General features: G+C 71.6%; 19 protein-coding genes, 1 tRNA gene and 3 pseudogenes. 13 read left to right on the top strand and 10 right to left on the bottom strand.

Features of this window, described 5'->3' with window-relative positions; all coding sequences use genetic code 11:
• On the bottom strand, positions 1-277 hold a 277-nt coding region (locus DY240_RS01485), incomplete at its 3' end, for a GntR family transcriptional regulator (RefSeq protein WP_147375168.1).
• Between the two features lie 66 nt (positions 278-343).
• Here DY240_RS01485 and DY240_RS01480 point away from each other — a divergent pair.
• The 7 genes and pseudogenes from DY240_RS01480 to DY240_RS34280 all read left to right on the top strand — a co-directional run.
• Positions 344-793 (top strand): carboxymuconolactone decarboxylase family protein, encoded by a 450-nt coding sequence (locus DY240_RS01480; RefSeq protein ID WP_119658204.1) that lies wholly within the window; start codon positions 344-346, stop codon positions 791-793.
• A 772-nt stretch (positions 794-1,565) separates the two neighbouring features.
• Positions 1,566-1,709, top strand: coding sequence for a hypothetical protein (locus DY240_RS31565; protein ID WP_158602696.1), 144 nt, complete (start codon positions 1,566-1,568; stop codon positions 1,707-1,709).
• An 827-nt stretch (positions 1,710-2,536) separates the two neighbouring features.
• Positions 2,537-3,583 (top strand): multicopper oxidase domain-containing protein, encoded by a 1,047-nt coding sequence (locus DY240_RS01475; RefSeq protein WP_119658203.1) that lies wholly within the window; start codon positions 2,537-2,539, stop codon positions 3,581-3,583.
• An 81-nt stretch (positions 3,584-3,664) separates the two neighbouring features.
• Positions 3,665-7,750 (top strand): ThuA domain-containing protein, encoded by a 4,086-nt coding sequence (locus DY240_RS01470; RefSeq protein ID WP_119658202.1) that lies wholly within the window; start codon positions 3,665-3,667, stop codon positions 7,748-7,750.
• Between the two features lie 260 nt (positions 7,751-8,010).
• Positions 8,011-9,183: pseudogene (locus DY240_RS34290) on the top strand (OmpL47-type beta-barrel domain-containing protein); the annotation flags it as partial.
• A pseudogene (locus DY240_RS34285) lies at positions 9,181-9,747 on the top strand (OmpL47-type beta-barrel domain-containing protein); the annotation flags it as partial. The pseudogenes DY240_RS34290 and DY240_RS34285, both read left to right, overlap by 3 nt.
• A gap of 66 nt (positions 9,748-9,813) precedes the next feature.
• Positions 9,814-10,653, top strand: a pseudogene (locus tag DY240_RS34280) (OmpL47-type beta-barrel domain-containing protein); the annotation flags it as partial.
• A 393-nt stretch (positions 10,654-11,046) separates the two neighbouring features.
• Here DY240_RS34280 and DY240_RS01460 read toward each other — a convergent pair.
• A complete protein-coding gene (locus DY240_RS01460; protein ID WP_147375167.1) occupies positions 11,047-11,907 on the bottom strand; it encodes a YhjD/YihY/BrkB family envelope integrity protein in 861 nt (286 codons plus the stop codon).
• A 134-nt stretch (positions 11,908-12,041) separates the two neighbouring features.
• On the opposite strand from DY240_RS01460, the gene DY240_RS01455 reads away from it, so the two are divergent.
• The 3 genes from DY240_RS01455 (at position 12,042) to DY240_RS01440 (ending at position 13,319) form a co-directional block, all read left to right on the top strand.
• Positions 12,042-12,115, top strand: a tRNA-Ile gene (locus DY240_RS01455).
• Positions 12,116-12,134: 19 nt separating this feature from the next.
• Positions 12,135-12,320: a hypothetical protein gene (locus DY240_RS01450; protein WP_119658200.1), complete on the top strand. Its 186-nt coding sequence runs from the start codon at positions 12,135-12,137 to the stop codon at positions 12,318-12,320.
• Between the two features lie 510 nt (positions 12,321-12,830).
• Positions 12,831-13,319, top strand: coding sequence for a DUF1269 domain-containing protein (locus DY240_RS01440; RefSeq protein ID WP_119658198.1), 489 nt, complete (start codon positions 12,831-12,833; stop codon positions 13,317-13,319).
• A gap of 2 nt (positions 13,320-13,321) precedes the next feature.
• Here the strand turns inward: DY240_RS01440 and DY240_RS31285 are convergent, their stop codons facing one another.
• On the bottom strand, positions 13,322-13,591 hold the full coding sequence (locus DY240_RS31285; protein ID WP_147375166.1) for a hypothetical protein: 270 nt from the start codon (positions 13,589-13,591) through the stop codon (positions 13,322-13,324).
• Between the two features lie 78 nt (positions 13,592-13,669).
• On the opposite strand from DY240_RS31285, the gene DY240_RS01435 reads away from it, so the two are divergent.
• A complete protein-coding gene (locus DY240_RS01435; protein ID WP_119658197.1) occupies positions 13,670-14,677 on the top strand; it encodes an RNA polymerase subunit sigma-70 in 1,008 nt (335 codons plus the stop codon).
• 23 nt (positions 14,678-14,700) lie between these two features.
• Here the strand turns inward: DY240_RS01435 and DY240_RS01430 are convergent, their stop codons facing one another.
• The gene (locus tag DY240_RS01430) at positions 14,701-15,285 is read right to left on the bottom strand and encodes a dihydrofolate reductase family protein (RefSeq protein ID WP_119658196.1); all 585 of its coding nucleotides are present in this window, start codon (positions 15,283-15,285) and stop codon (positions 14,701-14,703) included.
• 110 nt (positions 15,286-15,395) lie between these two features.
• Entirely contained in the window at positions 15,396-16,394 is a 999-nt protein-coding gene (locus tag DY240_RS01425) for a quinone oxidoreductase family protein (protein WP_119658195.1), read from the bottom strand.
• 85 nt (positions 16,395-16,479) lie between these two features.
• Between DY240_RS01425 and DY240_RS01420 the strand changes: the two genes are divergently transcribed.
• Positions 16,480-16,902, top strand: a complete 423-nt coding sequence (locus DY240_RS01420) for a MarR family winged helix-turn-helix transcriptional regulator (RefSeq protein ID WP_119658194.1) — start codon at positions 16,480-16,482, stop codon at positions 16,900-16,902.
• Between the two features lie 31 nt (positions 16,903-16,933).
• On the opposite strand, the gene DY240_RS01415 is transcribed toward DY240_RS01420, so the two are convergent.
• From DY240_RS01415 to DY240_RS01395, 5 genes are all read right to left on the bottom strand, one after another.
• On the bottom strand, positions 16,934-17,227 hold the full coding sequence (locus tag DY240_RS01415; RefSeq protein ID WP_119658193.1) for a GYD domain-containing protein: 294 nt from the start codon (positions 17,225-17,227) through the stop codon (positions 16,934-16,936).
• A gap of 128 nt (positions 17,228-17,355) precedes the next feature.
• Positions 17,356-17,919, bottom strand: a complete 564-nt coding sequence (locus DY240_RS01410; protein ID WP_119658192.1) for a dihydrofolate reductase family protein — start codon at positions 17,917-17,919, stop codon at positions 17,356-17,358.
• 36 nt (positions 17,920-17,955) lie between these two features.
• Positions 17,956-18,996: an NAD(P)/FAD-dependent oxidoreductase gene (locus DY240_RS01405; protein ID WP_199700576.1), complete on the bottom strand. Its 1,041-nt coding sequence runs from the start codon at positions 18,994-18,996 to the stop codon at positions 17,956-17,958.
• Positions 18,993-19,523: an isoprenylcysteine carboxyl methyltransferase family protein gene (locus DY240_RS01400; protein ID WP_119658190.1), complete on the bottom strand. Its 531-nt coding sequence runs from the start codon at positions 19,521-19,523 to the stop codon at positions 18,993-18,995. The genes DY240_RS01405 and DY240_RS01400 overlap by 4 nt, the downstream gene beginning before the upstream one ends.
• Positions 19,524-19,527: 4 nt before the next feature.
• Positions 19,528-20,610 carry a type III polyketide synthase gene (locus DY240_RS01395; RefSeq protein WP_119658189.1) on the bottom strand — a complete coding sequence of 361 codons (1,083 nt, stop codon included), beginning with the start codon at positions 20,608-20,610 and terminating at the stop codon, positions 19,528-19,530.
• 42 nt (positions 20,611-20,652) lie between these two features.
• On the opposite strand from DY240_RS01395, the gene DY240_RS01390 reads away from it, so the two are divergent.
• The coding region (locus DY240_RS01390; RefSeq protein WP_119658188.1) for a UbiA family prenyltransferase at positions 20,653-21,328 on the top strand (676 nt) is incomplete at its 3' end.

The following is a 21,328-nucleotide window of genomic DNA, read 5'->3' as shown; positions in this document are numbered from 1 at the left end:
CGGCCGAGGCGGCCCGCGACGGCGGCCGCCCGCCCATAGCCGTCGGCGCCACGAACGTCCCCGCGCCGACCCGGCCGACGAGGAAGCCCTCCGCCGTCAGCCGCTCGTAGGCCGTGGCCACCGTGCCGCGCGACACGTCGAGCGTCCGGGCCAGCTCACGCGACGGCGGCAGCCGGTCGCCGGGGCGCAGCCGGCCGTCGCGGACGCCGTCGCGCAGCGACCGGTAGATGCGCGCCGTGAGGTCGCCCGGGCCGTCGAGGCTGACGTGGAACTCCATTGGACCAATCAGTCAGGCATGAATTGTCACTTCTGCGAGACCAATGTAGCGCCGTACGGTGACGGCATGACACGCATGGACATCGCGACCCTCGCACCCGCGGCCTACAAGGCGCTCATCGCGCTGGACACCCGCGCCCACCAGGGCGACCTACCGGCGGGGCTGCTCGACCTGGTCAAGCTGCGGGTCAGCCAGATCAACGGCTGCGCGTACTGCGTCGACTCGCACAGCCACGACGCCGTCAAGAGCGGCGAGACGCCGGCCCGCGTCTACGCGCTCGCGGCCTGGGACGAGGGCCCGTTCTTCAGCCCGGCCGAGCGGGCGGCGTTCGCGCTCGCGGAGTCGATGACGCGGCTCAGCGAGGGCGCTCCTCGCGTGCCGGACGACGTCTGGGCGCAGGCCGGCGCTCACTACGACGACGCGCAACTGGCCCAGCTGGTCATGGTGATCACGACGATCAACGCCTGGAACCGGGTCTGCGTCACCGTCCGCATGGTCCCCGAGTCCTTCGGCTGAGCCGGGTGAGCCGCCATTGCCGTTGCGGGCCTCTGCGGTGGCCACGTCGCCGTCGTCACGTGGGCCGAGGGCGGTGGGCGGCTCAGCATGTTAGCCGCCATCGAGAATGACGGCGCGCAGGCCGCCGATCGGGACATCCGCGGTGGCGCGTCCGTGCTGTCTGGATGATCATCCAGGATCGACCACGTGATGCTGTGGTCGATCCTGGATGAACACACCGAAAGGTCCGTCGCCGACGAGCCGACCGGCCGTCACGGCGTTGCCGCGGCGTTCGTCGTCACCACCATGGCGCCGACGTCGGCATCGAACGCGGCGGCTAACACTCAGTACCGCCCGGCCGAGCCGTCGTCCGCCGGTACCGATAACGCGTGCCGCAGGCCGCGATGGGTGAGGGATCCGGGTGGCCAGGACTACACCGATCCCTCATCCATCGAGCCCACGCATGCAGCACCTGTCGCGAACACCGCGGCAGTCGGCACATGCCGTGCCGGAGGCGACCCAGCGCCGGTGACTGGCCTGGTCACCGCGCGAAAGTGGGTATTGACGGTCCTTTCGCCGTGCGTCATCCTGAGGACGTCTGCCCCAATTCACGCGTACGGCCCCCGCTCCCGGCGGCCCCTTTTCCGGCCGCCCGGTCACAGGCCGCGTTGACGGCCGGCAATTCGCGCCGCTGCCGCATAGGAAATCCCGGTCTGGGCCGACCCTGCGCCCGGCGTCGACACTCGGGACTCTCGCCGACGAGGTCGCGCCGGCCGCGGACTGGAGGGGTGCCGTGACTCCCACGTTCACCGGACTGCGTTCGCTCGCCCGCCTGCGCCGCTGGCTGCTCGATCCGGGGCAGCCGAGTCTGAGCCTGCGGCTGTCCGTCGGCCTGGTAGCGGTGCTGGCGCTGCTCGCGATGGCCAGTGCTCGCTGACGTGGTGATGCCCCGCCCGATGGGGAGGGAGCCCACCCTCCGGGCGGGCACCGACGGACCCGCCACACGGACCTGGCCGGCGCCCGCGGAACGGCCGCCCCGGAGTGGGCCGGCGCCCGCTGCTTCGCCCCGCCGGCCGACTGCGGTACGGCCGGCGACGCGTGCCGGGGCCGGCGCGGATCATGGCGCTCACCAGCGGTCATGCCGTCGTCGACCGCGCTGCGGGCGGTCGGGCGGCGGACGCGTCGGTGGCGGGCGGGTGGCCGGAGCAGGGCCCGGTGACGTGTGCGCGTACCGGTGCATGTGACCCCCTCGCCTCGGACGAACGACCCGCCCGGCGGCCGTAGCGGCCCGCCGGGGTGCGCTCGTCCGTGGTGACGTGCCCCAGGCTCGGCCCTGCCCTGCGGTGACCCACACCACTGACGACTGGACCGTATCGACACCGTCACTCCCGCCACAACCGTTACTTCACGGTAACTTGCAAAAGTCCCCCACAGCGCTGACCTAAGTGTCGCCCGGACGGCCGCCCACCCCTCCGCGCACCCGCGAAACGCTCGTGAGCGAACGCCGCCAGAGGCGACACCTGCACCTTTTCGGTCGTACCGGATCTGGAACGCAGTCAAGGCGAAGCGTTACTGACCGGATCATTTGTCGACGAACGTGAAACTTTCCGTTGACGTGCATGCAAAAGCCCCTTTACTGTGCGGTGCCATGTACGGGTCGGCGCGGATCAGCGACCGTCGGAGGTCGTCCATGCCCTGCGGTGGTTCCGTGCCGATCCCCGGTCTCCGGTGCAGGCGCCCCGGGACTCACGGAATGGAGACCCCATGGCTGACAACCCCGTCCGACGCGGCTGGTTAGGGCATCTCACCCGCCGGTCGGTGCTGGCCGGCGCGGTCGCGAGTGCGGCCTTTCCCGCCGTCACCGCGACCACGAGCGCGGCGCCCGCGAGCCCGAGCTCCGCCGGCGAACCCGGGCTGCGCACCGCCCGGGCCACCGGCACCACCCACCGCGTGACGATGTACGCCGAGGCGCTGCCCGGCAACCAGATCGGCTACGGCCTGGCGCCCGGCGAGGCGACGATCCCTGGCCCGCTGCTGGAGATCGTCGAGGGCGACACCTTGGAGATCACGCTGGTCAACACCACCGACAAGCGGCTCTCCATCCACCCGCACGGCGTCGACTATGACGTCTTCTCCGACGGCGCGCCGTTCAACGACTCGTTCAACGAGCCGGGCGAGACGCGCACGTACGTGTGGCGGACGAAGGAGCGCACCACGACCGCCGGACGGGCGTGGCTGCCGGGCAGCGCGGGCTACTGGCACTACCACGACCACGCCTTCGGCGACCACGGCACCGACGGCCTCCGGGCCGGCCTGTACGGCGGCCTCATCGTCCGCCGCAAGGGCGACCTGCTACCGGACAAGACGTTCGTCGTCGTGTTCAACGACATGACGATCAACAACAAGATGGCGCCGGAGACGCCGATGTTCGACGCCGTCCTGGGCGAGCGGGTCGAGTGGCTGTGCATCGGCCACGGGAACATGGAGCACACCTTCCACCTGCACGCCCACCGGTGGGCCGACAACCGGACCGGCTACCTCGACGGCCCCAACGATCCCACCCCGGCCGTCGACAACAAGGACCTCAACCCCGGCAGCTCGTTCGGGTTCCAGGTGATCGCCGGCGACGGCGTCGGTCCCGGCGCGTGGATGTACCACTGCCACGTCCAGTTCCACTCCGACGGCGGCATGTCCGGCATCTTCCTGGTCCGCAACGAGGACGGCAGCATCCCCGACCACGCACAGGAGGCGATCGACCGCTACCACGCAGGACACGGAGGACACGGCGGCCATTCCGGCCACACGGGCTAGCGCCGACGCCCGCACCACCACTGACACCCATCAGGGCCGAGCACGCACAGGCACGAGCGCACATCGATCGAAGGAGCAACGATGAGACGCACCAGCCTCGTCCGTCCGGAGGGAGGGCCGCCGGCGAGATCCGCACGGTGGCGCCGGACGTTCGTCCTGGCGAGTACGGCGGTCCTGGCGCTCAGCGTGAGCGCGCTGCCCGCCCAGGGGCAGCCGGAACCGCCCGAACCCTCGGCCAGCGCCTCCAGCGCGCCGGCCGCGAAGTCCCCCGAGGCCGCCGACAGCGCCAGCCCGGCCGCCCGCCAGGCCCTGACCGCGGCCAAGGCGAACAACGCCGACGGCGCCGTCAAGGTGCTGGTGTTCCACGGACCCGCCGAGGAGCAGGACGACCCGGTCGCCGCGGCCGTCGCGGCGCTCCAGGAGCTCGGCGCCGACAACGGCATCGCCGTCGACGTGTCGACCGACCCGGCCAGCTTCTCCCCCGAGACCCTCGGCGCCTACCGCGGCGTCGTCTTCCTGTCCGCGATGGGCACCGAGCTGACCCCGTCACAGGAGGACGCGCTCGAGGCCTACATCGAGGACGGCGGCGGCTTCCTCGGCATCGGCGACGCGTCGCGGGCGCAGGAGCGGTCGGAGTGGTTCACCGGGCTGATCGGCACCCGGCCGGTCGGTGCGCTGCCCGACTCGCTCGACGTCGCCTCCGTCAGCGCCACCGCGAACAACCCGCCGAACGAAGACGCGCCCAAGGTCGTCGACGGCAACCCTCTCACCAAGTGGCTGGGCTTCGTCCGCACCGCGCAGATCACCGTCCGGCTGACCGCGCCGGCCGTGGTGAACCAGTACGCGATGACGTCGGCGAACGACGAGGCCGGCCGGGACCCGGTGGACTGGACCCTGCAGGGCTCGAACGACGGGACGACCTGGACCGACATCGACCGGCGGACCAACGAGGACTTCCCGGAGCGGTTCCAGACCAAGGCCTACACGATCTCCAACACGACGGCCTACGAGTACCTCCGGCTCGACATCACCCGCAACGCCGGCGACGGGATCACCCAGCTGGCCGAGCTGCAGTTCTTCGCCGGCGAGATCGTCGAGCCGCCGCCGGTGCCGGCGCAGGAGGCCACCGTCAGCATCGTCGACCGGCAGCACCCGGCCAACGACGGGCTGCCGCTGGAGCTGACCCTCACCGACCGCTGGACCAACTGGGCGCCGAACCCGGTCGGCACGGTGCACACCGTCGCGCAGGTGCAGGAGCACACCTACGACCCCGGCGAGGGCGCGAACGGCGCGTTCCACCCGGTGTCGTGGTGCCGTGACTACGACGGCGGCCGCTCGTTCTACACGAGCTTCGGCGGCGCGGCGGACAGCTGGAGCAACGACCAGGTCCGCAGCCACATCACCGGCGCGCTGCAGTGGACCACCGGTCTCGTGCGCGGCGACTGCCAGGCCACCATCGGCGCCAACTACGAGATCGAACGTCTGAGCGCGCCCAACCAGCCCGGCCAGCTGGACCAGAACGGCGAGCCGCACGGCCTGGACGTCGCCGCCGACGGCACCGTCTTCTACATCGGCAAGGCCGCCTGCGCCACCGGCCCTGTCGTCCCCTGGGAGAACGCGAACGTCGGCCGCGGCTGCGGCACGATCCACCAGTGGGACCCCGAGACCGGTGACGTGAAGCTGCTGACCACGCTCGACGTGTTCGGCAACCGCGGCAGCGGCGGCGAGCTGGTCAAGACCGAGGAGGGCCTGGTCGGCATCGCGCTCGACCCGGCGTTCGCCGAGAACGGCTGGATGTACGTCTACTGGATGCCGTACGAGTCGATCGACAAGGTCCGCCGCGTCGGCGACCGGACGATCTCGCGGTTCACCTACGACCACGAGACCCAGGAGATCGACCTCGACAGCCGCAAGGACCTGCTGTCGTGGGAGACGCAGATCCACAGCTGCTGCCACGCCGGCGGCGGCATGGACTTCGACTCCGAGGGCAACCTGTACATCGGCGTCGGCGACAGCAACTCGTCGGGCGGCTCCAGCGGCTACTCCGGCAACAACTGGACGCAGGAGTTCGCGGGCATCTCGTTCCAGGACGCCCGCCGCACGTCGGGCAACACGAACGACCTGAACGGCAAGATCCTGCGCATCCACCCCGAGCCCGACGGCACGTACACCATCCCCGAGGGCAACCTGTTCACCGGCCAGGAGGAGGGCGGCGGCAAGACCCGCCCGGAGATCTACGTCATGGGCGTGCGCAACATCTCCACCCTCTACGTCGACCCGGTGACGGACTACCTGCACGCCGCGTGGGTCGGCCCCGACGCCGGCGGCCCGAACCCGGAGCTGGGCCCGGCGAAGTACGAGACGGCGACCATCATCACGTCGGCGGGCAACCAGGGCTGGCCGTTCTGCATGGGCAACCGGCAGCCGTACCGCGACCGCAGCAACACCGACGCGAGCGTCCTGACCGGCTGGTACGACTGCAAGGGCAACCTGCTGAACACCTCGCCGCGCAACACCGGCCTGGTGGACATCCCGGACGCCCGCGACAACATGATCTGGTACTCCCCGCAGGGCGGTAACCCGGAGTTCCCGGACCGTGGCGACGGCATCCCGACGTACGACAACGACGACGCCACCTACGGGTTCCCGTACATGCGCAGCGGCGGCTGCCAGGCCGTCATGACCGGCCCGACGTTCCGCGAGTCGCTGGTCGACCCCGACAGCGACGTCTCGTGGCCGTCGTACTGGGAGGGCAAGTGGATCCTCGGTGACAACTGCGGCTCGAGCAGCCGGATCGCCGTCACCGTCGACCCGGAGGGCATCGAGAGCCAGAGCCCGCCGCTCTTCGCCGAGAACCTCGTGCCGATCATTCCGCACGGCGGCGGCAACGACCAGCTGCAGAGCTGGATGATGACGTCGCGCTTCGGCCCGGACGGCGCGCTCTACATGTCCGACTACAGCGGCGGCTTCTTCAGCCTCACGCCCAACCAGAAGCTGATCCGCGTCGTCTACAACGGCGGCCCGGCCACCCCGGTGGCCACCGCGTCGGCGACGGCGGTGCAGAACAAGCCGCTGACCATCGCCTTCACCGGCGCTCGCTCCGGCGGCGTGTCCTACGCGTGGGACTTCGGCGACGGCGCGACGTCGGACGAGGCCAACCCGCGGCACACCTACGCCGCGGTGGGCACCTACACCGCGACGCTCACGGTGACGTACGCCGACGGCGAGACCATGACCACCGAGGTCGAGGTCACCGTCGGGTGCGCCGTTCCGGACGACCGCTCCACCGTGTGGCTGCGCGACACCGACACCGGCGTGGCGAACGACGTCGTCGGCGAGGGCTGCACCATCAACGACCTCATCGACGACGAGAGCAGCTGGCAGAACCACGGCCAGTTCGTCCGGCACGTCACCGACACGGCGAACGGCCTGGCGGCCGACGGCGTCATCACGGCTCGTGAGAAGGCGACGCTGACCCGGCTGGCCGCGGCGTCCGAGATCGGGACGCCGGGCGACACCGGCTGGGACGCCATCTTCGACGGGACCGCCGAGTCCCTCGAGGGCTGGACCCAGGCGCCGGGCGGCTTCTTCGAGCTGCAGGACGACGGGACGATCATCAGCCGCGGCGGGCTGGGCATGCTCTGGTACGCCGAACGGGAGTTCGCCGACTACTCGGTCAGGCTGCAGTTCCGCGACGTCTCCCCCGGCACCACCCGGGCCAACAGCGGCGTGTTCATCAGGTTCCCGAACCCGAACGCCCCGCTGGCCGAGCGGCCGGAGTGCGGTCGCGTCGGTTCCGCGGCGAACTCGCCGGCCTGGGTCGCGATCTACTGCGGTCATGAGATCCAGATCTACGACGGCACCACCGGCGAGCCGCAGAAGACCGGGTCGGTCTACAACTTCGACCCGATCGCGCTGCCCGGCGCGGGTGCCACGCCGAAGGGCGAGTGGAACGACTACGAGATCCGGGTCGAGGGACAGCACTACACGATCATCCGCAACGGCGTGGTGATCAACGAGTTCGACAACGTCCCCGGGATCCAGTCGTCTCGTGCGGGTGACCCGCCGACCGACCTGCGGCAGTTCCTCAGCGGATACATCGGGTTGCAGAACCACGGCAACAACGACCTGATCGAGTTCCGCAACATCCGAGTCCGGGAGCTGTAGGACCCCGGCGGCCGGCCGGTGCCGGCGCGACCTTCGGGTGGCGTCCGCATCGGCGGGCCTCGGCCGCCGGGACGCTCGGCGTCTCGGATCCACGAAAGGTGCGGCACTTCATGCGTCAACCACTCCATCCCCGGGGCCGGTCCGGCCGGCGGCGAGTGACACCTCAGGGCGTCGTCGTCGCGGTCCTGACCCTCGCCCTCATGGCGCTCGGCCTGGTGCCGGCGGCGGCGGCCTTCCGCGCGGCCGCGCCTCCGGCGTCGTCCGCGGCGACGGCGGAAGCCGCGGCCGCGCAGACGCTGACCTGGACCGCCAACAACAGCGTGACGGCGTACGCGTCGGCGCCGACCACGGCGGTCGCCGGCCCGACGACGATCATCTTCGAGAACAGCGTGGCCACCGGCAACACCAGCGGCATGCCCCACACGCTGACGTTCGAGACCAGCGACCCGCAGTACAACCAGGACGTCGACCTCAACATCACCGCGAACCCGTTCGACCCGAACGGCGGCCGGTACGAGGCGGAGGTCACGCTCACGCCCGGCGTCTACCGCTACTACTGCGCATTCCCCGGGCACGGTTCGATGACCGGCCTGCTGGTCGTCACCGGCGGGCCCGAGGACACCACCCCGCCGGAGGTGTCGGCGCAGGTCACCGGCGACCAGAACGCGGAGGGCGACTACATCGGCTCGGCCACCGTCACGGTGACCGCGACCGACGCGGGGTCGGGCGTCGACACCGTCGAGTACGAGATCGACGACACCGGGTTCCAGCCGTACACCGGCCCCGTCACCATCGACGAGGTCGGCGACCACTCGGTGCAGTTCCGGGCGACGGACAACGCCGGCAACACGTCACCGGACGGCTCGGTGCAGTTCACCGTCGTCGAGCCGGAACCGGAGGACACCACGCCGCCGGACATCTCGGCGTCGGTGGCCGGCGAGCAGGACGACGACGGCAACTACGTCGGGTCGGCGACGGTGACGGTGACGGCGACGGACGCGGAGTCCGGGGTCGCCTCCGTCGAGTACGCGCTCGACGGCGGTGCCTTCCAGCCGTACACCGCGCCGGTCCAGGTAACGGCGACCGGTGCGCACACCGTGCAGTACCGGGCGACGGACAACGCCGGCAACGTCGCGCCCGTCGAGTCGGTGCAGTTCACCGTCGTCGAGCCCGAGCCCGACGACACCACCCCGCCGAACATCTCGGCGTCGGTGACCGGAGACCAGAACGAGGACGGCGACTACGTCGGGTCGGCCACGGTCACGATCACCGCGACGGACGCGCAGTCCGGCGTCGCGTCGGTGGAGTACAGCCTCAACGGTGCCGCGTTCACCGCGTACACCGCGCCGGTCGTCGTCTCGGCCATCGGCGACCACACGGTGCAGTTCCGGGCGACGGACAACGCCGGCAACGTCGCGCCCGTCGAGGCCGTGCAGTTCTCCGTCGTCGAGCCCGAGCCCGACGACACCACGCCGCCGGAGGTCGCGGCGTCCGTGGCCGGCGAGCAGAACGACGAGGGCGACTACGTGGCGTCGGCGACCGTGACGATCACGGCGACGGACGCGGAGTCCGGCGTCGCCTCGATCGCCTACGCGCTGGACGGCGGCGCGTTCCAGCCGTACACGGCCCCCGTGGTCGTGACGGCACTGGGCGACCACACCGTGCAGTTCCGGGCGACGGACAACGCCGGCAACACCTCGCCGGTCGAGTCGGTGAGCTTCACCGTCGTCGAGCCCGAGCCCGACGACACCACCCCGCCGGACGTCTCGGCGGCCGTCACCGGTGACCAGAACGAGGACGGCGACTACGTCGGCTCCGCCACGGTGACGATCACCGCGGCCGACGCCGGCTCGGGCGTGGCGTCGGTCGAGTACGACCTCGACGGCGCGGGCTTCACCGCCTACACCACGCCGCTGGTGGTCTCCGCCCTGGGCGACCACACCGTCCAGTTCCGGGCGACGGACAACGCCGGCAACGTCGCGCCCGTCGAGGCCGTGCAGTTCAGCGTCGTCGAGCCCGAGCCCGACGACACCACGCCGCCGGACGTGTCCGCCGCCGTCGCGGGCGACCAGAACGAGGACGGCGAGTACGTCGGCTCCGCGACCGTCACGGTGACGGCGACGGACGCGGGGTCGGGCGTCGCCTCGATCGCCTACGCGCTGGACGGCGGGTCGTTCCAGCCGTACACCGCGCCGGTCGTCGTGAGCGCCGTCGGCGACCACGTCGTCCAGTACCGGGCGACGGACAATGCCGGCAACACCTCGCCGGTCGAGTCGGTGGCCTTCACCGTCGTCGAGCCCGAGCCCGACGACACCACGCCGCCGGACACGTCGGCGTCGGTGGCGGGGTCGCAGAACCCCGACGGCGTCTACATCGGGTCGGCGACGGTGACCATCACCGCGTCGGACACCCAGTCCGGCGTGGCGTCGATCGAGTACAACCTGGACGGCGCCGGATTCGTCGCCTACACCGCGCCGGTCGTCGTCTCGGCCGTCGGCGACCACACCGTGCAGTACCGGGCGACGGACAACGCCGGCAACGTGGCGCCCGTCGAGTCGGTGCAGTTCACGGTGGTCGAGCCGGAGCCGGACGACACCACGCCGCCGGCGGTGGCCGCCTCGGTGGCCGGCGAGCAGAACCCGGACGGCGCCTACGTCGACTCGGCGACCGTCACGGTCACCGCAACGGACACGGAGTCCGGCGTGGCGTCGGTCGTCTACTCGCTCGACGACGGCTCGTTCGTGCCGTACACCGCGCCGGTCGTCGTCTCGTCGGTCGGCGAGCACACGGTCCGGTACCGGGCGACGGACAACGCGGGCAACGCCTCGGAGGTCGGGTCAGTGACGTTCACCGTCGTCGAGCGCGACGGCGACGCCTGCCCCGACTCCGACACCCGCCCGACGGTGGTCATCGGCGGCCTCGACTCGCTCGTGGCCAACGTCGACCGCGGCGACGGCTGCACGATCAACGACCTCATCGACGACGAGGGCGAGTGGCCGAACCACGGCGCGTTCGTCCGGCACGTCACCGAGGTCGCCAACGAGCTGGTCGCCGACGGCGTCATCACCAGCCGGGAGCGGGGCATGCTGACCCGCACCGCGGCCGCGTCCGACGTCGGCGTCGTCCCGCCGGCCGAGCTCGCACCGGCCGATCCGGCGGCGGCGAAGGCCACCGCGTCGGCACCGGCCGGCGAGGTCTCGATCGAGGAGGCGCTCGCGCACCACGCCGGGCACCACTAGGAGGACGACACACGGACGCCCCGGGGACCGCAGCCCCGGGGCGTCCGCCTGTCCCCGTCAGACGCCCCTGATCCGCCGGCCCAGCCATCCGTCGTCGGTCGCGATCGCCCGGCCGGCGACCGCCGCCACCAGGAAGCAGAAGGAGACCGCGTACAACCAGGCCAGGTAGGTGAACGCGACGCCGATCGCCCCGAATCGATCGGCGCTGGCCTCGAGCGCCCTCGGCAGCCACACCCCGGACGCGGGGCGAAGCACCAGCATTGCGAGCGCGAACAGCAGGGCGCCCGGGAGCAGCGACCGCGGCCGGACGGCGCCGGCCAACAGCACCCAGGGCAGGAACAGCGCGACCGCCGTATCCGCGGCGAACACCGTCACCACCTGCCACGCCCGCGGCTGCGGCAGCCCGCCGGCCAGTGCCGCCAGTTCCCTCACCACGAGGACGGACAGCGCCAGCCCGACGACGGCGGCGAGCCACCGCCACGCCGACCTGAGCCGATTCCGCGGCCGTGGCAGCTCCCACACGGCCGTGAACGCCCGCGTCACGGCCCGAGACAGGCTGGTCGCCGAGATCAGCACGATCAGGCCGCCGACGACGCCGAAGGCCGCTCCGGACGCCCCCTGCACCGCATCGTCGAACATCGATCGGGACTCGTCCGGGATCCGCAGCGCCTCCGCGGTCGCCTCCGTCGCACTCGCCCCGGCCCACGTCGCGAACAGGATGAGAATCGGCAACACCGAGCTGAACGCCTGCGCCGCCACCGTCATCGCCCGGTCGAACACGTCGATGCGCACACAGCCGGCCGCGGTGCGCACGACGACCCTCCCGGGCCACCGGCCGAGCAGCCGGGCCGGCGCCCGCGGCAGCGCGCTCGCCGCCGGCTCGGGAGGCCGGGAGTGATCGTTCTCCTCGAGCGACACGACCCATCGCACCCTCGCGCCCGGGTCGCGCGGCACACCCGCGGCGGGTGATGTCCGTGCAGGGCTCTGGGTGGCGGTCGAGACGCCGTGGTCGGGGTAAGGTTCTCGGGCGCGAGTGTTCGCTCGCCGCTCCCGGGGCGGTAGCTCAGCCGGTTAGAGCAGGGGACTCATAATCCCTGGGTCGTGGGTTCGAGTCCCACCCGCCCTACACGGATTCGCCTGGCCCGATGAGCATGCTCGCCCGGGTCCCTCGCTCGCGCACCACCGAGGACATGGACCTCGCCGCGCAACACGCGCAACACCTCACCGAGGCTGAACGGACCCACCGGACCTGGCGACAACTGCTGGCCGCCGCCTTCGATGCCGACGTCGGTGCCGTGGTGGTGACGACGAACGCTGCGGCACGGCCATAACGGCCGGTCGGCTCGTCGGCGCCGTCACCGTGACGACCTGACCCGGACCCTTCGGTGTGTTCATCCAGGATCGACCACAGCATCACGTGGTCGATCCTGGATGATCATCCAGACACGCCCCGGCGCGATCGCGGCGAGCACTCCCCGGGCCGAGCGTATGATCCTCGATCGGCTTGCCCACACGATGGAGGCCAGGGCAATCCGCCGGCATGGATCCGCTGACGAAGAGCGGCACGATCTCATCGAGTCCGTGCCGGCCGGGCCCGGGGCGCTCACGTGTCCCAGCGTGATTCTCATTCACCCGAACCGGGTGATTCCTCACGATCGTGGCCGGTGATGCGATGTCAAGACACTCGGGCGCGATCTCGGCCCGAGAAATCCGGCGAACGAGTCCCTCAGCACCTGGCGTGTGGGCCTGGTATCCCGATCATCGAGTGACTCGTTCCGAGGAGATGGACTGATCGACACGGCCGACGTCAGTGCGCGCCGCCGGTTCGAGGAGGAGGAATCATGACCACGTTCACGGTCTGGAAGTTCGAGGATCCAGAGGGTGCGGCCCGAGCGGCGGCGTCGCTGAAGTCCGCCGAGGCCGACGGGGTCGTGAAGATCGTCGATCACGCGGTGCTGAGCTGGCGGGAAGGTGCCGAGAAGCCCGCGCTCGAGCACAAGCAGGACAGCACGAAGCGGGGTGCCGGCTGGGGTGCGCTCTGGGGAATCCTCGGCGGTGCCCTCTTCATGATCCCCGTCGCCGGAGCCATCATCGGAGCCGGCATCGGCGCGCTCGTGAAGGCCACGGAAGGGACCGGGATCACCAAGAGGGACCTCGAACGGATTCGCACCGAGGTCGTTCCCGGCACATCGGCGCTGTTCATGGTGACCGATGAGGCGGACGTCGACCGGCTGGGCGAGCGGTTCCATGGACGGGACGCCACCCTGATCAGCACGAATCTCACGGATGCCGAGCGGGGGATTCTGCTGGAGACGTTCGGCGGACGCTGAAGTCAGCCGTAGCGACCCTTCGGGTCCGAGCCGGCGCACCGCAGCCCGATGCGTTCGTTGACCTCGAGCGCTGCGGAGTCGCGGCCCCATGGCTTCAGGAGGTCTTGCTCGAGCCGCGCGGAACCGATGACGGCCTCGAGATCCTCCGGCTCGCCGTGGAACACTCGGCCTGACCCGTGGACACCTACGGGCCGCAGGCCGCGGCACGACACGGTGTTGCTCGAAGCTGCCACCGCAGCCGGGCTGATGTCATCGGCGCTGGTCATGGTCATTTGCGCCGCCGATCAGAAATCCTCCGCCACGTCGTCAGTTCTGGTGGCCCCTCGCCACCAGTGGAAGGATCGACGACCATGACCGACGCCAGAGCGCTGGGCGCCGACGAGGCCGCGTTCATCGCGGCGGCCCGATCCCATGACGCGGCACGGTTCGCGCTCATCACCGAGCGCCACCGGCGTGAACTGCAGGTGCACTGCTACCGGATGCTCGCGCACTACGAGGACGCCCAGGACATGACGCAGGAGACGTTCCTGCGGGCGTGGAGCAAGCGGGAGTCGTTCCAGGGCCATGCTGCGCTGCGAACCTGGCTGTACCGGATCGCCACGAACGCCTGCCTCGACTACCTGGAGAAGCGCAACGACCGCACACCCGTGCCCGCCGACCTGCCGGGCGCGGGCTCGGAGCTGCACTACCTGCAGCCCTACCCGCACCGGATGCTCCCTGAGGACCCTCAGGAATCGGTGGTGGCGCGGGAGACGATCGAGCTGGCGTTCATCGTCGCCGTCCAGCACCTGCCGCCGCGGCAGCGGGCGGTGTTCATCCTGCGCGACGTCCTCGGCTGGCCGGCGTCGAAGGCCGCCGACGCCCTCGAGCTGACCGTCGCATCGGTGACCAGCGCACTGCAGCGGGCGCGCGTGACGATACGACAGCAGCTGCCCGGCCGCCGCCTCGACTGGCGCAGTCCCGCCGCCCACGAGCTGTCGCAGGACGAGCGCAGCGTGGTGAGGTCGTACATCGACGCCCATGAGCGCAACGACCTCGACGGGCTGACGTCCCTGCTGCGCGACGACCTGCGCTTCGCGATGCTGCCCGATCCGGGCACCGTGACCACGACGGCGAAGGACGCGGTGGACGGCTGGGTCGCCGGTGGGCTCTTCCAGCGCGGCCACGACGACTGGCGCGGTATCACCACGACGGTCAACCGCATGCCAGCCGCCGCTCTGTACCTCCGCACCCCCGACAACCCGGAGTACCGGCTGTTCGCCATCGCGGTCCTGCACATCGCCGACGGGAAGATCGCCGAGCTCACCGGATTCGACGCCACCGACAAGCCGTGGCTGGACCTGCCCCCGGCCCTGTGATCGGGGGCAGGTCCAGCCGGTGCTCACCGCCTCGTCTCGTAGCGGGTCAGCACGACGCCGCCGGGGAACGTCCGCGTCTCGACCAGGGTCAGGTTCACCCAGTTGTCCAGGGCGGTGAAGAACGGCGTGCCGCCGCCCACCAGGACCGGATGGGTGACGATGACGTACTCGTCGATCAGCCCGGCTCGCATGGCCGCACCGGCGAGCGTCGCGCCGGCGATGTCCATCGGGCCGCCGTCCTCGGCCTTGAGCCGGGTGATCTCGGTGACCGCGTCGCCGGTGACCAGGCGGGCGTTCCAGTCGACCGTGCCGATCGTCGAGGAGAACACCACCTTCGGCATGTCCCGCCAGCGCCCGGCGAACTCGATCTCCGCCCGGCTGGCGCCGGGCCGCTGGTCGGCGGTCGGCCAGGCGGAGCTCATCACCTCCCACAGCTTGCGCCCGTACAGAGCCAGGCCCGTCGCCGCCACCCGGTCGGACCACCACTGGAACAGCTCGTCGCTCGACGACGAGTCCGGTCCCTCACCGCCACTCCAGCCGAGGTCGTCGCCGGGCGCGGCGATGTAGCCGTCCAGGGTCATGTTCATGCCGAATGTCAGTTTCCGCATCGTGCCAGCCTCCTGTGAGTCGATCTCACACGTACAGACGGGCGCGGTGCGCAAACCTGATCGGTGCGCGATCCGCGTCCGCGGGTTGCCCGGAGGCGACCGGTCCAGCGTCATCCGACCTCGAGGGCCAGCTTCCCGACGTAGTGATCGTTCAGGGCGCGATGCGCGTCCTGGACCCGCTCGAGCGGGAAGGTCCGGGCGACGTGCACCTCGAATGCGCTCGTCTCGATGATCGCGTTCAGCCGATCGGTGGCGGCACGGGTCGTATCGGCGTCGTAGGAGGACACCATCGCGCGCGGCGGCGTCACAGGCATGGGATGGACGCCGTTCGGCACCGCGATCCGTCCCGACTCCTTGACCGCGCGAAGCGACCGGTCGGCGATCTCGCCCCCCGCGGTGACCAGAGCCGCGTCGAGCCCGCCCGGTGCGAACTCGTGTGCGGCCGCCAGCACATCGTCTCGGCGGCCGTCGACGACGTGATCGGCGCCCAGCCGCCGGGCCAGGGCGACACCGTCGTCGCCGGAGGCCACGGCCAGCACCCGGATGCCGCTGTGCCGCGCCAGCTGCACGGCCATGTGCCCGATCCCCCCGCTGGCGCCGAAGACCATGAGCGTTCCGTCCGGCCGGAGGCCGAGCCGATCGAGGCCGCTCAGCGCGGTGAGGGCGTCCCAAGGCATCGCGCCGGCCTGTGCTGTCGGCAGCCGCTCGGGCACGCGCGCCACGAACTCCGCCTCGACGACGCCGTACTCGGCGTAGAAGCCGCCACGCTTCACCGGGTTCGTCGTCGCGTAGACACGCTCGCCCACCTCGAACCGGGTGACGTGACGTCCGACCGCGGTCACCGTGCCCGCCGCGTCCCAGCCGAGAACGTAGGGGAAGGTCGACGCGACACCGAACTCGCCGTCGTAGCCTCCCTCCCGCTCGACCGCGTCCCAGGACGCGGCCCCCGCGAACTCCACCCGGATGAGGACGTCGTCGTCGCCGACCTCCGGGAGCGGTATCCGGCGCGACGAGAGCTCTTCGACTCCGCCGAACCGGTCGAGGACGACCGCGTTCATTCGCGGCTCGCTGATCGCGCCGTCCGCTGTGGTCTCGACTCTGCTGTCCATCGATCCTCCTGTTTACTTGAGTCAATCAAGGATCATTGGAACACAGCTACTTGAGCGGATCAAGCAATCGTCTTAGGCTGGGAGCATGGCGCTGCCGAGCGGACCCGTCACCACCTCGTCCGAGGCCGAGGCCGTCCTGTTCGACCTGGTCGACGTCTACGACCGCGCCTACGAGGCGGCCGCGGCCGAGCTGTCGCTCAGCCCGGCGCAGGCCTGTGTGCTCGGACGACTCGACGAGCGGCGCGGCATGGGCGCCTTGGCCGACGAGCTCGGCTGCGATGCCTCCAACGTCACCCAGATCGTCGCGCGTCTCGAAGCGCTCGGCCTCGTCACCCGCGAACCGAACCCTCAGGACCGCCGCGCCCGACTCGTCGCGCGCACCCCCGAAGGTGACGAGATCAACCGCCGCTTCGCGACGGCCTTCACCTTCGCCCGCACGGCGGTCGGACGGCTCTCACCCGACGAACAGGACCAGTTGACGGCGCTGCTGCGCAAGGCACTGGGCTGACGCGCACCCGCGAGCGTGCGGGTTGCCGAGGTCAGCCGAGCTTTCCGACGATGCCGCTCATCTCCTCGGCGTCGAAGGCGCGAAGGGTCGCCGTCCGGATGTTGCCCTGCGCGGCGATGGCCAGCAGGAACGCGGTGCCCGTCTCGTCGTCGGGGAACTCGGCGATCGAGACGATGTCGTACGGCCCGACGGTCCAGTAGACGTCCTTGAGGGTGCCGCCCATGCGTTCGGCCAGCTCACCGGCGGCCTTGGCCCGGTCGAGTGACTCCTTGGCCTGGCGGACTCCCTGATCAGTCCAGTTGATCAAGCTGATGTAGGTCGGCATCGCCGCTCACCCCCTGAAGATGGCGCGCCTCCACGAGAGTCGTCGTTCCGGGGCACAGCGACGGTTCCTACGCTACGACCCGCGAGCGGCGATGAAAATGCTCTGCGCTCGATCCGCTGCCGGCCGGATCAGGCAGCATCAGCCGGCTGTGGCCGATAGCAGAGCAGCACGTTGCCGGAGTCGAACACCCGGGTCCGTAGCAGCGTGTGGCCGATCCGTTCCCCGGCGGTCCGCAGCACCGGCCGGCCGGCGCCCAGCACCACCGGGTTGACCATGATCCGCAGCTCGTCGAGCAGCCCGAGCCGCATGAGGCCGGCGGTGAGGTCGGCGCTGCCCAGTACCGCGATGTCCCGGCCGGGTCGCTGCTTCACCTCGGCCAACTGCTCCGGGGTCCGCATGAGCTCGGTGCCCGGCCAGTCGGCTCGGTCCAGGGTGCGCGAGACGACGATCTTCGCATGGCCGTTCATCCTGGCGGCGATGGCCGGAGAGTCCTGCTGAGCCTCGGCCGTCGGCCAGTACGCCGCCATGCCCTCGTAGGTGACCCGCCCGAACACCAGGGTGTCGGCCTCGTCGAGCTGCTCGACGGAGAAGGCGGCGAACTCGTCGTCGACGTTCCAGAAGTCGAACTCGCCGGCCGGGCCCTCGTCGTAGCCGTCCATCGTCGTCATGAGGAACGAGAAGATCTTCCGCATGAAGGACCGCCTCCCCCGGTCGTGAGCCGCTGGAGGTCATTCTGCTCCTTCTCGCGCGGGCCGGGCGAGGACGTTGACGGCGGCGCCGAAGACGCGGGGAAGGGCGACGGCGAGCGGCACCAGCGCACGGCGGCCGGGAGCCGTCGCCGTCGCGCGCAGGAGCGTCCGGGTCAGCAGCTCGTACCGCCAGGTGAGCCGCCGCCAGGCCGCCTCGTACTCGTCCGGCCGGCCGACGGCGAGAGCCGCGATCGCCGCCCGGGCCTGGGCCATGCCCAGCGCGACCCCCTCGCCGGTGAGCGCGTCGACGTAGCCGGCGGCGTCGCCGACGAGGAGGGTCCGGCCGGCCACCCGCCGGCGGGACCGCTGCCGCAGCGGCCCGGCGCCGCGCACGGCCGTGGTCAGCGGCCGTCCCCCGATGCGCTCGCGCAGCTCCGGGAAGGCGGCCAGGTGCGCGTCGAACGGAGCGCGGGCCGTGGTGAGCACGGCGATGCCGACCAGGTCGGGCCCGACCGGCGTCACGTACGCCTCGGCCGCCGGCGCCCAGTGCACCTCCACGTACTCCGTCCACGGCGCCACGCACACATGCCGTCGCAGCCCGAATCGGCGCGCCGTCGTCACCGCGACGTCCAGGCCGAGCCGGCGGCGGATCGGCGAGTGCAGGCCGTCGGCGGCGACGAGGTAGCGAGCGCGCACGCCGTCCACCTCGACGGCGTCGGTGCGCTGCACCAGCCCGTTCACGGCGGCCGGCAGCACGGTGACACCGGCGTCGGCGACCGCCTGGCGCAGCGCCGCGTGCAACACCGTGCGCCGCACGCCGCGGCCCGGCCCGGCTCGGAAGTCCGCGACCGCCGACCGCGACCCCGACACGTACCGGATCCCGCGCAGCGGCCGCCCGTCCGGCCGCACGCCGAGCTCCTCGAGCGCCGCCACCGCGCCCGGCATGAGTCCCTCACCGCACGCCTTGTCGATCGGCCCGGTGCGCGGCTCGTAGACGACGACCTCCAGCCCGCGCCGCGCGGCGTGCAGTGCCGCCGTCAGACCGGCCGGTCCGCCACCGGCGACGATGACGTCGATCACGGCGACGGCGCGCGGTCCAGTGCCGCGAGAGCGGCGTTCTCGACCGAGAGGCGGACGGTGAGCAGGACGGCGTTGAGCGCGGTGAACACCACAGCCGTGATCCATGCGGAGTGCACCAGCGGCAGCGCGAACCCCTCGACCACGACGGCGACGTAGTTGGGGTTGCGCAGCAGCCGGTACGGCCCGGACTGCACGAGCGACAGGCCGGGCACGACGATGACCCGGGTGTTCCACTGCCGCGCGAGCGTCGCGATGCACCACCAGCGCAGGCCCTGCGCCAGCACGACGAGCGCCAGCATCGTCCAGCCGAGCACCGGCACGAACTCCGGTCGCCGCCACCACACCTCGGCCAGCGCACCGGCCAGCAGCGCCGTGTGCAGGGCCACCATCAGCGGGTAGTGCCCCCGCCCGTACTCGACGCCGCCGCGGGCGAAGCTCCAGGCCGCGTTGCGCTTGGACACCACCAGTTCGGCCAGTCGTTCCAGGGCGACCAGCCCGACCAGCACCGTGAACAGCACCTCGGACATCGGCTCACGCTCGCAGCAGGACGAGCTCGAGGCAGAACCCCGGGCCCATGGCCAGCATCACGCCGTACGACCCCGGCCGCGGCGGGCGCAGCTCGAGCGTGTCGGCGAGCACGTGCAGCACCGACGCCGACGACAGGTTGCCGATGCGGTCCAGCGAGTCCCACGTCATCGCCAGCGCGTCGCGGCCGACGCCGAGCGCGTCCTGCATAGCTTCCAGCACCTTCGGCCCGCCCGGATGGCACACCCACCACTCGACGTCCTCGCGGCGCAGCCCGTGCGCGGACAGGAAGCGGTCGACGTCGCCGCCGACCTGCGCGCGCACCAGCTTCGGGACGTCCGCGCTCAGCACGATGCGCAGCCCGGTCGCGCCGACGTCCCAGCCCATCGTCCGCTCGGTGCCCTCGTAGAGCCGGCTCCGGCTGGCCAGGACGGCCGGCCGGACCGACGCCGAGACCGGGGGCGACAGCGCGGCGACACGGTCGGCACCGGCCGCGACCACGGCGGCCGCGCCGTCGCCGAACAGGCCGCTGGCGACGAGGTTGGGGATCGACGCGTCGTCGCGCTGCACCGTCAGCGAGCACAGTTCCACCGACAGCAGCACTGCGACGTCGTCAGGATGTCCCAGCAGGTAGTCGTGGAGCCGGGCGACACCGGCGGCGCCGGCCACGCAGCCGAGGCCGACGATCGGCACCCGCTTCACGTCCGGGCGCAGCCCGATCCGGCCGGCGATGCGGGCGTCCAGCGAGGGCACGGCGATCCCGGTGATCGTGGTCGCGACGATCTGGTCGACGTCGGACGGCGTCAGGCCGGCGGCGTCGAGGGCGGCGGTGACGGCGCGCGACCCCAGCTCGACGGCGGTGGCGATGAAGGCGTCGTTGGCGTCGCCGAAGTCGCGCAGCGTCGCGTACCGCTCCTTCGGCAGGGCGAGGTGCCGCGTGCTCACCCCGGCGTTGGCGTGCAGACGTTGCAGCAGCGCACGGTCGTACCGCCCGGCCGGCGCGATCATCCCGGCGAACTCGGCGGTGAGGTCGGCCTGCGCATACTTGTGGTCCGGCAGGGCGCCGCGGACGGACAGGATGCGCGTCATTGTCTGGTAGTAGGCAAATCCGCCGACCCTAAACTTCCGACCGTGGCGGTGACGACGGCGGCGGCGGGCCTGGTCCGCGCCTGCCATCCCGAGCCGACGCTGGCGGTGACGGCGCTCGCCGGGCTGCTGGCGCTGCGGCTGGGGCACGACGCCGGCACGCTCGCGCTGGTGGTCGCGGCCGTCTTCACCGGCCAGCTGACCGTCGGCTGGTCCAACGACCTGGTCGACGCCGGTCGCGACCGCGCCGTCGGCCGTGCGGACAAACCGCTGGCCACCGGCCGGGTCTCGGCACGGACGGTCGGCGTGGCGCTGGCGGTCGCGGCCGTCGCCTGCGTGGTGCTGTCCCTGGCGTTGGGCCCGGCGGCCGGGTCGCTGCACCTGCTCCTCGTCGGCTGCGGCGTGGCGTACAACGTGGTGCTGAAGCGCACGGCGCTGTCCTGGCTGCCGTACGCGGTGGCGTTCGGGCTGCTGCCCGCCGTGGCGAGCCTCGCGCTCGACCCGCCCGCGTGGCCGCCCTGGTGGATGATCGCGGCCGGTGCGCTGCTCGGCGTCGGCGCGCACCTGGTCAACGTGCTGCCCGACCTCGAGGACGACGCCGCGACCGGCGTGCGCGGCCTGCCGCACCGGCTGGGCCCCGGGCGGGCCCGGCTGGTCGCGGTGGTCGTGCTCGCGGCCGCGTCGGTGCTGGTCGTGCTCGGCCCGGGCCGGCCGCCCGGGT

It is taken from the genome of Jiangella rhizosphaerae, from assembly GCF_003579925.1.
In the GTDB taxonomy this organism is placed as follows: Bacteria; Actinomycetota; Actinomycetes; order Jiangellales; family Jiangellaceae; genus Jiangella; species Jiangella rhizosphaerae.
Note: the sequence above shows the minus strand (reverse complement) of the source record. Positions and strands in the feature narration are given on the sequence as shown.